Origin of the sequence: Cellulomonas sp. ACRRI (assembly GCF_022346185.1) — a bacterium.
Taxonomy (GTDB): domain Bacteria; phylum Actinomycetota; class Actinomycetes; order Actinomycetales; family Cellulomonadaceae; genus Cellulomonas.
This window is the reverse complement of record NZ_JAKRMS010000138.1, coordinates 1-11,239: the sequence shown is the minus strand read 5'-3', so window position 1 is coordinate 11,239 and position 11,239 is coordinate 1. Positions and strand designations below refer to the sequence as shown.

At 76.8% G+C, this 11,239-nt stretch carries 13 protein-coding genes and 2 riboswitches; of the genes, 5 read left to right on the top strand and 8 right to left on the bottom strand.

Annotated elements, in window-relative coordinates:
* The coding region (locus tag MHY85_RS18110; protein WP_239199064.1) for a MaoC/PaaZ C-terminal domain-containing protein at positions 1–823 on the top strand (823 nt) is incomplete at its 5' end.
* Between the two features lie 152 nt (positions 824–975).
* Positions 976–1,599, top strand: a complete 624-nt coding sequence (locus MHY85_RS18105; RefSeq protein WP_239199061.1) for a pentapeptide repeat-containing protein — start codon at positions 976–978, stop codon at positions 1,597–1,599.
* 57 nt (positions 1,600–1,656) lie between these two features.
* Here the strand turns inward: MHY85_RS18105 and MHY85_RS18100 are convergent, their stop codons facing one another.
* Complete coding sequence (locus MHY85_RS18100) at positions 1,657–3,036, bottom strand: aminotransferase class V-fold PLP-dependent enzyme (RefSeq protein WP_239199058.1); 1,380 nt, start codon at positions 3,034–3,036, stop codon at positions 1,657–1,659.
* A 45-nt stretch (positions 3,037–3,081) separates the two neighbouring features.
* Positions 3,082–3,197: riboswitch (SAM riboswitch) on the bottom strand.
* Between the two features lie 117 nt (positions 3,198–3,314).
* Positions 3,315–3,417: riboswitch (SAM riboswitch) on the top strand.
* Positions 3,418–3,423: 6 nt separating this feature from the next.
* Here MHY85_RS18100 and MHY85_RS18095 point away from each other — a divergent pair.
* From MHY85_RS18095 to MHY85_RS18085, 3 genes are read left to right on the top strand one after another with little or no spacing between them, the layout of a single operon-like run.
* Positions 3,424–3,633, top strand: a complete 210-nt coding sequence (locus tag MHY85_RS18095) for a DUF1737 domain-containing protein (protein ID WP_304518996.1) — start codon at positions 3,424–3,426, stop codon at positions 3,631–3,633.
* Positions 3,630–4,055 carry a rhodanese-like domain-containing protein gene (locus MHY85_RS18090; protein ID WP_239199055.1) on the top strand — a complete coding sequence of 142 codons (426 nt, stop codon included), beginning with the start codon at positions 3,630–3,632 and terminating at the stop codon, positions 4,053–4,055. The genes MHY85_RS18095 and MHY85_RS18090 overlap by 4 nt, the downstream gene beginning before the upstream one ends.
* Positions 4,052–5,311: an O-succinylhomoserine sulfhydrylase gene (locus MHY85_RS18085; protein ID WP_374234023.1), complete on the top strand. Its 1,260-nt coding sequence runs from the start codon at positions 4,052–4,054 to the stop codon at positions 5,309–5,311. The genes MHY85_RS18090 and MHY85_RS18085 overlap by 4 nt, the downstream gene beginning before the upstream one ends.
* 23 nt (positions 5,312–5,334) lie before the next feature.
* Here MHY85_RS18085 and MHY85_RS18080 read toward each other — a convergent pair whose 3' ends face one another.
* The 7 genes from MHY85_RS18080 to MHY85_RS18050 form a co-directional block, all read right to left on the bottom strand.
* Positions 5,335–5,817 (bottom strand): hypothetical protein, encoded by a 483-nt coding sequence (locus MHY85_RS18080; protein ID WP_239199052.1) that lies wholly within the window; start codon positions 5,815–5,817, stop codon positions 5,335–5,337.
* A 219-nt stretch (positions 5,818–6,036) separates the two neighbouring features.
* Entirely contained in the window at positions 6,037–6,789 is a 753-nt protein-coding gene (locus MHY85_RS18075; protein WP_239199049.1) for a hypothetical protein, read from the bottom strand.
* A 313-nt stretch (positions 6,790–7,102) separates the two neighbouring features.
* Positions 7,103–7,798: a phosphoribosylformylglycinamidine synthase subunit PurQ gene (gene purQ, locus MHY85_RS18070; RefSeq protein ID WP_239199046.1), complete on the bottom strand. Its 696-nt coding sequence runs from the start codon at positions 7,796–7,798 to the stop codon at positions 7,103–7,105.
* Positions 7,798–8,085: a phosphoribosylformylglycinamidine synthase subunit PurS gene (purS, locus tag MHY85_RS18065; RefSeq protein WP_154729127.1), complete on the bottom strand. Its 288-nt coding sequence runs from the start codon at positions 8,083–8,085 to the stop codon at positions 7,798–7,800. The genes purQ and purS overlap by 1 nt, the downstream gene beginning before the upstream one ends.
* Positions 8,086–8,163: 78 nt before the next feature.
* On the bottom strand, positions 8,164–8,601 hold the full coding sequence (locus MHY85_RS18060) for a hypothetical protein (protein WP_239199043.1): 438 nt from the start codon (positions 8,599–8,601) through the stop codon (positions 8,164–8,166).
* Positions 8,602–8,753: 152 nt separating this feature from the next.
* On the bottom strand, positions 8,754–10,238 hold the full coding sequence (locus MHY85_RS18055; protein ID WP_239199040.1) for an amidohydrolase: 1,485 nt from the start codon (positions 10,236–10,238) through the stop codon (positions 8,754–8,756).
* Positions 10,239–10,307: 69 nt separating this feature from the next.
* Complete coding sequence (locus MHY85_RS18050; protein WP_239199037.1) at positions 10,308–11,042, bottom strand: FMN-binding negative transcriptional regulator; 735 nt, start codon at positions 11,040–11,042, stop codon at positions 10,308–10,310.
* Positions 11,043–11,239 lie beyond the last annotated feature (197 nt).

The window sequence follows — 11,239 nt, the reverse complement described above, 5'->3', positions numbered from 1 at the left end:
GGGCAGCGCGGCGTCCGACGCACCCCCGGTCGCCGCGCTGCCCGCCGTCGAGCACCGCCTCGGCGGCGTGGTCCCCGACCCGGCGCAGCTCACGGCGTACCAGCACCTGGTCGGCGAGCCCGCGACGGACGTGCTGCCCGCCGGCTACGTGCACGTCCTCGCGTTCCCGGCCGCGATCGCGCTGATCGTGCGACCCGACTTCCCGATGCCGCCGCTCGGGATCGTGCACCTGGCGAACCGGGTCGAGCAGCGGGCCCCGCTGCGCGTCGGTGACGCCCTCGACATCCGCACGTGGGCGCAGGACCTGCGGCCGCACCGCAAGGGCGCGCAGGTCGAGCTGGTCGCCGAGGTGCGCCGCGCGGACGCGCCCGCGGACGAGCCGCCCGCCTGGCGCGGGGTGTCGACCTACCTGGCACCGGGGGTCCGGGTACCCGGGCCGGAGCCGGAGGACGGCGCCCGCCCCGAGTTCGTCGCGCCGGTCCCCACCGGCCGGTGGGCGTTCGACGCCGGGGCCGGCCGCCGGTACGCCGCGGTGTCGGGCGACGCCAACCCGATCCACCTGCACCCGCTCACCGCCCGGGCGCTCGGCTTCCCGCGGGCCATCGCGCACGGCATGCTGACCGCCGCGCGGGCGCTCGCCGCGGTCGGCGCCCGGCGAGGGGACGCGTACGACTGGGACGTCGAGTTCGCCTCGCCGGTGCTGCTGCCGTCGACGCCCGTGGTGCGCGTCGCGGCGGCCGGGGACGGGGTGTGGTCGGTGACGGCGTGGGACGCGAAGCGCCGCAAGCCGCACCTGACGGCGGAGGTGCGGGCGCGGGGGTGAGGCGCTCGTACTCGGGGGTCCAGAACCGCTCCATCTCCATCTCGTGCCGGGTGGCCTCCTCCAGCCGCTCGCGGCGCTCGCGGTCGCGGTCCACGGCCTGCTGCCACAGGTCGTCGTCCACAGCCCCGGTCCCGAGGTGCGACGCTGGACCCATGCCCGCGCCCCGCACCGACCTGCTCGAGCCCTACCCCGGCCCCGTCGAGCCCGAGGGCGACTACGACCGCCTCCTGCTCGACGGTCTCGACCTGGCCGGCGCCGACGCGGAGAGCGCCCGGTTCATCGAGTGCCTGCTGCGGGCGTGCGACCTGGACGGGGCCGAGCTCGACCACGCGCACCTCGTCGACACCACGCTCACCGAGTGCCGGGCGGGGATGCTGCGCGCGCGCTCCGGCACGTGGCGGGACGTCACGCTGGAGGGCTGCCGGCTCGGCGCGCTCGAGGCGTTCGGCGGCTCCTGGGACCGGGTGACCGTCGAGGGCGGCAAGATCGACTACCTCAACCTGCGCGACGCCCGGCTGCAGGACGTGCGCCTCGTCGGCTGCACCATCGGCGACCTCGACCTGGCCGGCGTCCGCGCGGCGCGCGTCCGGCTGGAGGACTGCCGGGTCGGGCGGCTCGACCTGACCCGGGCGCAGCTCAGGGACGTCGACCTGCGCGGCGCGGACCTCGCGGGCATCGACGGCACCGCCGGGCTGAAGGGCGCGACGATCAGCCAGGCGCAGCTGCTGGACCTGGCGGGCGCGCTGGCGGCGCACCTGGGGGTCGTCGTCCGCTGACGACGCCCCACGGCGCCGGGTGACCCGCCCCCTGCGCGGGCCGCCCGGCGCCGGGTCTCAGTCCTCGACGGCGGGCCCGCAGGCCGCGGCGGCGGTCGCCGCGATCGCGTCGATGCCGGTCACGGCCGGCCGCGGCCGGGTGTCGTCGGCGACCGTCCAGCAGCCGTCGACGACCTCGTACTCCGCGGCCGGCCCGTCGGTGACGTACGCGCGCAGCCCGGCGAGCAGCCGGTCGACCGTCTCCGTGGTCGTCCCCACCCCGACGGACGCGCGGATCGCGCCGCCCGTCACGCCGACCCGGGCCAGCAGCGGGTGCGCGCAGAACCGGCCGTCCCGCACGCCGATGCCGTGCTCGGCCGACAGGTACGCCGCCACGAGGCCGGAGTCGTGGTCGCCGAGCGTGAACGCGACCACGCCGACGGGGTCGGTCGAGTCCGACCACAGCCGCAGAACGCGGGCCCCCGGGATCCCCGCCAGGCCGTCGACGAGCCGCTCGCGCAGCGCCCGCTCGTGCTCGACCAGGGCCCCGGCGGGCAGCGCGGACAGCGCGTCGCAGGCCTCGGCGAGGGCCACCGCGCCGAGCACGTTGGGCGAGCCGCCCTCGTGCCGGGCGGGCGCCGGCTGCCAGAGCGTGCGGTCGGTGCGCACGTCGCGGACCGCACCGCCCCCGGCCAGGTACGGCGTGCCGGCGTCCAGCCAGTCCCGCCGGCCGACCAGGGCGCCCGCCCCGAACGGGGCGTACGTCTTGTGCCCGGAGAACGCCACGTAGTCGACGCCGCTGTCCGCGAGCGAGAACGCGCGGTGCGGCACGAGCTGCGCACCGTCGACGGCCACCCGCGCGCCGGCCTCCTGCGCGAGCGCGACCACCGAGGCGATCGGCAGCGCCTCGCCGGTGACGTTCGACGCGCCGGTGAGCGTGACCAGCGCGTACGGCTGGCGGGCGAGCTCGTCGCGCAGCGCGGTCAGCGTCTCCGCGACGGTCGGGGCCGAGGGCAGGATCGTCGCCGTGCGGCCGGAGCCCCGGACCGAGCGCACCCAGGGCAGCAGGTTGGCGTGGTGCTCGACGTCCAGGACGAGCACCCGGCCGCCGTCCGGCACGCAGCCGGCGAGCAGGTTGAGCGCGTCGGTGGTGTTCCGGGTGATCACGGCGACGTCATCGGGTCGCGCGCCCACGAACCGGGCCACGGTCGACCGGGACGCCTCGTACAGCGCCGTCGACACCTGGGACAGGTACCCCGCGCCGCGGTGCACCGAGGCGTACAGCGGCAGCACCTCGACGACCCGGGCGGCGACGGACTCGAGCGCCGGAGCGGACGCGGCGTAGTCGAGGTTCGCGTACGGCACGGACCGGCCGTCGACCAGCGGGACGCGCGTGTCCCCGCCGACGACGGGCAGCAGGGCGGTCTCGGCACACGAGGTGATGGCGGTGACGGACATGGGACTACCCCCGAGCGGATCGGTGGGGGCCCGACGGACCGGGCGACCCCGCGCTTGCCGGCCACCGGTCGGTGGACGGCCAGGTCGTCACCCGGGGCACCCCGCCGCGGTGGGAGGGTTGCCGGCCAGCGAGCCGGGGCTTCGCGCTGGCGCTCATGACCTCGTCCGAGGATGGGGCGGTCCGCGCGCAGGTGTCAACCGCGGTCCACGGTGCGACACGGGTTCACCCGGGCGCGGGAGGGCGTCCATCCTGGTGCCGGCGATGGCGTAGCATCGCCGCACCATCCAGAGCGGCCGAGAGATCTGGCTCGTCGACGCCGCAGCAACCCGCGGACCCCCACCGGGGCCGGCCGAGGGTGCTTCCGCCAGATCCGATGGAGGAGAGGCATGACCGACACCGACGACCGCCTGCGCTACCGCCTGCTGACGGGGCCCGACGACCGCTCGTTCTGCGAGCGGGTCAGCGCCGCCCTGGCCGAGGGCTACGAGCTGCACGGCGGGCCCGCCGCGACCTTCGACGGGGAGCGCGTGATCGTCGCGCAGGCCGTCGTGCTGCCGGCCGCGACGGCCCCGGGCAACCCGGTGCGCCCGCTGTGACCGCGCCGTACGCGGGTGACCTCACCCCGCAGGAGGCCTGGGACCTGCTGCTGTCCGACGAGCGCGCCGTCCTGGTCGACGTCCGCACCGAGGGCGAGTGGCAGACGATCGGCGTGCCGGACACCGCCGACGCCGGCGAGGGCCGCACGGCGTTCGTCGAGTGGGTCGACGCGTTCGGCCGCCCGAACCCGGCGTTCCTCGACGGGCTCGCCGCGGCAGGCGTCACGGCGGACGACCCGCGGCCCGTGGTGTTCCTCTGCCGGTCCGGCGTGCGCTCGGTCGCGGCCGCCGTGACCGCGACCGCCGCCGGCCTCGGCCCGGCGTACAACGTCCTCACCGGCTTCGAGGGCGACGTGGGCCCGGACGGCCGCCGCGGGCACCAGGGCTGGCGCGCCGCCGGCCTGCCGTGGCGGGAGGCGTGACCGGCCGGACCGCGCCCGGACCGGCCGACTGGCGGGACGACCGGCTCCCCCGGGAGCAGCTGCGCCCCGACACGCTCGCCGTGCGCGGCGGCACCGTCCGCACGCCGTTCCAGGAGACGTCCGAGGCGCTGTTCCTCACCCAGGGCTACGTCTACTCCCGCGCGGCCGAGGCGGAGGCGGCGTTCGCGGGCGAGGCCGACCGGTTCCTGTACTCCCGGTACGGCAACCCGACGGTCTCCACGTTCGAGGAGCGGCTCCGGCTGCTCGAGGGCGCGGAGGCCTGCTACGCCACGGCGTCCGGCATGTCGGCGGTGTTCACGGCGCTGGCCGCGCTGGTCCGGTCGGGCTCGCGGGTCGTCGCGGCGCGCGCGCTGTTCGGGTCGTCGGTCGTGATCTTCGACGAGATCCTGGCGAAGTGGGGCGTGCGCACCGACTACGTCGACGGCCACGTGCCCGCGCAGTGGGAGGAGGCGCTGTCGACCCCGGCGGACGTGGTGTTCTTCGAGACGCCGTCCAACCCGATGCAGGACCTGGTCGACATCGCCACCGTCAGCCGGCTCGCGCACGCCGCGGGCGCCGTCGTCGTCGTGGACAACGTGTTCGCGACCCCGGTGCTGTCCCGGCCGCTCGACTTCGGCGCCGACGTGGTCGTGTACTCGGCGACCAAGCACATCGACGGCCAGGGACGGGTGCTCGGCGGGGCGATCCTCGGCACCGACGCGTTCGTGCACGGCCCGGTGCAGACGCTGATCCGGAACACCGGGCCGTCGCTGTCGGCGTTCAACGCGTGGGTGCTGCTCAAGGGGCTGGAGACGCTGTCGCTGCGGGTCCGGCACCAGACGGCGTCCGCGCTGACGCTGGCGACCCGCCTCGAGGGGCACCCGGCGATCGCGCAGGTCCGGTACCCGTACCTGCCGTCGCACCCGCAGCACGCGCTCGCGCTCGCGCAGCAGTCGGGCGGCGGCACGGTGGTGACGCTCGACCTGCGGGTGCCGGAGGGCTCGACGCCCGCCGAGGCCACGACGCTGACGTTCGGCGTGCTGGACGCGCTGCGGGTGGTGGACATCTCGAACAACCTCGGCGACGCGAAGTCGCTGGTCACGCACCCGGCGACGACGACGCACCGCAAGCTCGGGCCCGCCGGGCGCGCGGCGGTCGGGATCGCGGTGTCGACGGTGCGGCTGTCCGTCGGGCTGGAGGACGTCGACGACCTGGCCGACGACCTGGAGCAGGCCCTGGGGACGCTGGGCGGCTGACGGCGAGGGCGGCGCGGCGTCGGTCAGTCCGCCGGGTCGTCCTCCCACGGGCTCGGCAGCGGCGGCAGGGGCGTGATGCGGTCGCTGCGCCGCCACGCGGCGACGGCTGCCACCACCAGCGGCGCGCCGGAGGCCATCGCGGTGGCCACCGCCCGCGCGACGGGCACCCGCTCGTACGGCGCGGCGAAGACCGCCTGAGGCCACATCCCGGCGACGGTCGCCACGGCGGCGACCGCGAGCGCGCCCACCCCCACGACGACCGTGCGGGCACGGGACCCGGGCGGCGGCAGACGCCGACCCACGGCCAGCACGCCGGCCCCGACCAGCAGCGCGACGGCGAGGCAGGGCACCAGGACCGGCACCAGGGTGATCGCGGTCCAGAAGGCCACGAGCACGAGCCAGTCCGCGAGGCCGAGGTGCCAGCCCAGGACCCCCGCGGCGCGCACGACCGCGAGCCACAGCGGCAGCACGACGCCCAGCAGCGCCCAGTGCCGGAGCCTCGTCACGCGCCGAGGCTACGGACGCGGCGCGGCCGTCAGAGGTCGTTCGCCCCGGCGAGCACGAAACCGACACCGACCAGCACGAACATCCCCCCGCCGAACGTCGGGCCGCGCCCCGGGGTCAGGGGTAGGTGCCCTCCCCGCAGGCGGATGCCCTCCGTGCGAGTGGAAGGTCTGGCCGGACACGCCGTCGGCGTGTCCGGCCAGACCTTCCACTCGAGGGGCTCAGGCGACCAGGGCGCGGAGCTCCGCCTCGACCTCGGCGCCGCCGGACAGCGGGTGCAGGACCACGCCGTCGACGCCCGCGCGCCGGGCCACCTCGCCGACCTCCGCCACCAGCCGGTCGGCCGTGGTGACCACGCGGGTGTCGGCCGGCGCCCACGACAGCCCGGCGAGCGCGTCCAGGTACTCCAGGTGCGAGCGCTTGCGGCGGGCCGTGCGCTCGTCGCCGGCGAGCACGACCTCCAGGTCGAGCAGCACCCGGACCTCGGTGCGGTCCCGGCCGGCCTCGGCGAGCGCGTCGTCGACGAGCGCGGCGACCCGCGCCAGCGCCCCGACCGAGGGCACCGCGACGGAGAACCCGAGCCGGATGACGTCGGCGGTGCGGGCGGCGACGGCGATCGCCGACTCCGACCCCGGCCGGTGCTCGACGGTCCGCACGCCGTAGGCGGGTGCCCCCACGTGCACGACGACCGCCCGGCCTGCCCCGGGCGCCCCCGCCGCGGGCGCGACGGCGTGCGGCTCGATCGCGATCTCCACCGGATCGTCGCGCCGCCCGTGGATCGATCGGGTGGCGACGAGACGATCGGCTGGGGACGCGGGCGAGGCGGGCACGGTCGACGCCGGCGTCGGCGCGGCGGGCGCGGCCGGATCCGGCGCCGGCGGCACCGGCGCGAGGCGGGCGGCGGCCGCACGGCGGGCGGCGGGGACGTGACGGGTGGCGACCGCGAGCGCGCGGTCCAGCACGGGCTGAGCCATGTCGGTGGTGTCCTCGGGGTGAGGCGGGGTGCGCGGCGAGGGCCGTCCGGCCGCGGGCGCGCGGGGTCGTCAGCTCAGCGACAACACACCCGGCTCAGGAACACGCGGGCAGCCTAACCGCGCCCCGCCCGGCACGGCAGCACCGTGTCCACATCCCGGGCGCCGGTGACGCGCCCGGCCCCGACCGACGGCCGCCCCCCGCCGACCCGGCGGCCGACCGCGAGCGTGCACTCGACGCGTCGAGCGAGCATGCGCCGACTACTCGCTCGACGCGTCGGGTACTCGCTCGACGCCCGCAGCCGGCGGCGCGGCGTCAGGAGACGAGCGCGCGCATCACCGAGGTGAAGAACCGGAGGCCGTCCGTGCCGGACCGCGGGCCGCGGGCGCCGTCGGGGCCGAAGCCCGCCTCGACCGCGTGCTCGGGGTGCGGCATGAGGCCGACGACGTTGCCGCGCGCGTTGCTGATGCCGGCGATCCCGCGGCGCGAGCCGTTGGGGTTCACGTCCTCGTAGCGGAACACGACCCGGCCCTCGCCCTCGAGCTCGTCGAGGGTGTGCTCGTCGGCGACGTACTGGCCGTCCTGGTTCTTCAGCGGGATCGTGATGCGCTCGCCCTGCGCGTACTCGCTCGTCCAGGCGGTGTCGGCGCGCTCGACGGACAGCACCTGCTCGCGGCAGACGAAGTGCAGGTGGTCGTTCTTGATCATCGAGCCGGGCAGCAGGTGCGCCTCGGTGAGGACCTGGAAGCCGTTGCAGATGCCGAGCACGGGCATCCCCTTGCCGGCGGCCTCGACGACCTCGCCCATGACGGGCGCGAACCGGCTGATGGCGCCCGCGCGCAGGTAGTCGCCGTAGGAGAACCCGCCGGGCAGGACCACGGCGTCGACGCCGCGCAGGTCCGCGTCGGCGTGCCAGAGCGCGACGGGCTCGGCCCCGGCGAGGCGCACGGCGCGCGCGGCGTCGCGGTCGTCCAGGGTGCCCGGGAAGGTGACGACGCCGATCTTCGTCATCAGGCCAGGCCCTCGGACAGCACGGTCCCGGCTGCGTCGGCCTCGGAGTCGGCCACGCGGACGACGTCCTCGATCACGGGGTTCGACAGCACCTGGGTCGCGGCCTCGGCGGCGGCGGCCAGGACCTCGGGGGTGACGGGGCCGTCGACCTCGAGCTCGAACCGCTTGCCCTGGCGGACGGACGTGAACTGCCCGAACCCGAGCCGCGGCAGCGCCCCGGCGACGGCCTTGCCCTGCGGGTCGAGGATCTCCGGCTTGGGCATCACATCGACGACGACTCGTCCCACGGGTGAGCTCCCTGGTTCGCGGCGGTGGGGATGGTCACAGCCTACCGACCCCGCGGGACCGCTCGGCGCGCGCGTCCGTCAGGCGGCCCGGACCACCCCGACGTGCGCGCTGCCACCCCCGGCGAGGTGGGCCATGATCGCGGGGTTGTCCCAGGTGGCGAGGTCCGTCGTGTACCCGACGACCACCACGGCCCACCCGCGGTCGAGCAGCGCGTCGAGCCAGGCGTCGTCGTGCTCCGCGGCCAGCTCGACCTCGTCGCCCACCCACAGCGTGGCCCAGCCGCCCGCCGCGGTCAGCGCCGCCCGGTAGTCGTCGACCTCGGTCAGCGCGGGGGCGCCGAGCTCTCCGAGGCCGAGCGCGGCGGCGTACCGCTCGAGCCGGCGCACGACCCCGGGCTCGCGGCGGGTGGGGTGCACGACCCAGCACGCGACCGGCCGGCCGTCGCGCGGGTGGAATCCGAGCGCGGTGCGGCCGCCGATGCCGTGCGGGGCGAGGACATGCAGGTCAGGGCGCATATGTGCCGGGACGGTACGACCCGGTACGGTCGCCGGCCCGGGACCTCTGGGTGCTACCACCCAGGCCCCGCTGGGCGGACCACCCGATCGGTCGACCCCGTCCGGGTGGGCCGGTCCGGTGGCGGGGGCTCGACGGCGACCGGGCGGCCCGCTCAGAACCCCCGGTGCGTCCACCGTCCGCCGAGCAGCGTCCCCGCCACGGGCATCTCCCGCAGCGGCGACCCCGGGGACAGCGGGTCGGCGTCCAGCACCGCCAGGTCGGCCGGGGCCCCCACCGCGAGCGTCAGCGGCTGCCCGTCGACCGACGACCGCAGCGCGGTGAGCAGGTCGAGCCGCTGCTCCGGGTGCCAGGGCTCCCGCCCGTCGCGAGTCCGCTCGACGGCGGCGGAGACCGCGATCCACGGGTCGAGCGGCGCCACCGGGGCGTCCGAGCCGAGCACCAGCTCGACGCCCGCGGCGGCGAGCGACGCCAGCGCGAACGCCCGCCCCGTGCGGCCGGCCCAGTGCCGGTCGGCGACGTCGCGGTCGTCCATCGCGTGCTCGGGCTGCACCGAGGCCACGACGCCCAGCGAGGCGAACCGCGCCACGTCGGCGTCCGTGAGCAGCTGGGCGTGCTCGACGGAGCCGCGTGCGCCGGAGGCCGCGAACGCGTCCAGGGCGAGCGTGTTGGCGTGGTCGCCGATCGCGTGGATGGCGCAGGTGAGGCCCTTGCGGGTGGCGTGCGCCATGAGCGGGACGAGGTGCTCGGGCGGCACGGACAGCACGCCGTAGGCGTCGGCGCCGGACAGGCCGGGGTACGGGTCGTGGCAGAACGCGGTGCGGGTGTTGAGCGAGCCGTCGGTGACCACCTTGAGCGGCCCCTGCTGCAGCAGCCCGCCCGTGCCGACGACCACGTCCCCGGACCGCAGCTCCTCGGCGAGCACCCGGTCCAGGTAGGGCTCCCAGACGCCGGCGCGCACCCGCAGCGCGTCGTTCCCGGCGGCGATCCGCCGGCGCCACGGGGTGAGGTTCTCGGTGATCTCGAGCTCGACGACGCCGACGACGCCGCGCGCCGCAGCGGCGCGGGAGGCCTCGGCCACCCACGCGTCGGCGACGTCGTCCGGCACGTGGTCGACGACGCTGGTCAGCGGCAGCCACTCGGCCTCGCGGAGCAGCCCGGTCGGGTGGCCGGCGACGCCGGCGTACCGGAGGCCGGCGGTGCTGAACCAGGCGCAGTGCAGGTCGCCGGACACGAGGATCACCGGAACGTCGCCGACCGCGGCGTCGAGCAGCTCCGCGGTGGGCGCGTCCGGCCACAGGCCGTCGCGGAAGCCGTACCCGACCAGGGCGGTGCCGGGCGTGACCGGCCGCGCGGCCAGCCGGTCGAGCACAATGCGGATCGCGTGCGCCGCGGAGGTCGCGGCCGAGACGTCGAGCCGCTGCCGGGCGAGCGCCCACTGCGTCATGTGCGTGTGGGCGTCCCACAGCCCCGGCAGCACCGTGCGGCCGTCCAGGTCGACCTGCTCGACTCCCGCGCCGACGCCGCGCGCGACGTCCGGGCCGACGGCGTGCACCCGGCCGTCGCGCAGCAGCACGTCGACGGTGCGGGCCGCGCCGAGCAGGCGGGCGTGGGTCAGGAGGAGCGGTCCGGTGCGCACGCTGGTCTCGTCTCTGTCCGGGGGGTCGGCGGCGGGTCGCGCGTCGGTCACGCGCGACCCGCACGGGGGTCAGGTCCAGTCGGGCCGGCGGTCGAGCTCGGCGCGCATCTCGGCCGCGAGCGCCGGCTCGGCGTAGCGGGGGTCGGTGCCCAGGTGCTCGACGACCCGCTCGGCCACGGCGCGCGGCTTGTCCTGGCTGAGCTTGGCCTTGCCCTGCCAGCGGGTCACGGACAGCCGGAACCCGACGGCGCCGGGCGCGATCCGGCGGGCGTAGCCCTCGACGTCGGGCATCCGCACGGGCTCGGGCATCGGCGCCTCGTACCGGTCGACGGTGGCCCCCATGACCGCGTACGAGTCCTCCGGGTCGAGCAGCTCCAGCGTGCCGTACAGGTGCAGCGCGACGTAGTTCCAGGTCGGCACCGCCGGGGCGTACCCGTACCAGCCGGGAGAGACGTAGCCGTACGGGCCCTCGACGATCAGCAGGTGCTCCCGGCCGGCGGCCGCCTGGTGCAGCACCTCGTCCGGCCGGCCGAGGTGCGACAGCAGCGCGAGCGGGGCGGACGGCACCGTGAACCGGTCGGGCAGCCCGTGCGCGTCGCGGGCGGGGCGCGGGGCCGCAGCGGGCGCCGGCGGGCCGCCGGCGGCCCCCGAGGGCAGCGCGACGTCCTCGGCCAGCAGCACCGGGACGTGCGAGGCCACCGGCCCGTCGTCCGTCACCGAGACGAGCGTCGCCCACCCGTGCCGGCGCACCAGGTCACGCACGCGCCCCTCGTCGGTCAGCACGTAGTCGGTCGTGTGGATCACGCGGCCCATCGAACCACCGCCGACCCGGGTCGCGGCACCCGCGTCCTGTGTCCCGCACGTAAAACCTTCATTGCCTACTGAACTCTCAGGATTCTGGCTATTGACTCGACCACGGGGTGCCGGGGTTGACTGTCCGGCACCGCCGCCGGGCGCAGCCCCGGCCCACCGGCCCGCGCCGTCCCACCCCGACCCCGCGC

Excerpts from the sequence above, each read along its gene's own strand:
- MHY85_RS18105 (WP_239199061.1), top strand. The coding sequence starts at position 976 with ATGCCCGCGCCCCGCACCGACCTGCTCGAGCCCTACCCCGGCCCCGTC.
- MHY85_RS18095 (WP_304518996.1), top strand. The coding sequence starts at position 3,424 with ATGACCGACACCGACGACCGCCTGCGCTACCGCCTGCTGACGGGGCCC.
- MHY85_RS18075 (WP_239199049.1), bottom strand. The coding sequence starts at position 6,789 with ATGGCTCAGCCCGTGCTGGACCGCGCGCTCGCGGTCGCCACCCGTCAC.
- MHY85_RS18100 (WP_239199058.1), bottom strand. The coding sequence starts at position 3,036 with ATGTCCGTCACCGCCATCACCTCGTGTGCCGAGACCGCCCTGCTGCCC.
- purQ (WP_239199046.1), bottom strand. The coding sequence starts at position 7,798 with ATGACGAAGATCGGCGTCGTCACCTTCCCGGGCACCCTGGACGACCGC.
- MHY85_RS18060 (WP_239199043.1), bottom strand. The coding sequence starts at position 8,601 with ATGCGCCCTGACCTGCATGTCCTCGCCCCGCACGGCATCGGCGGCCGC.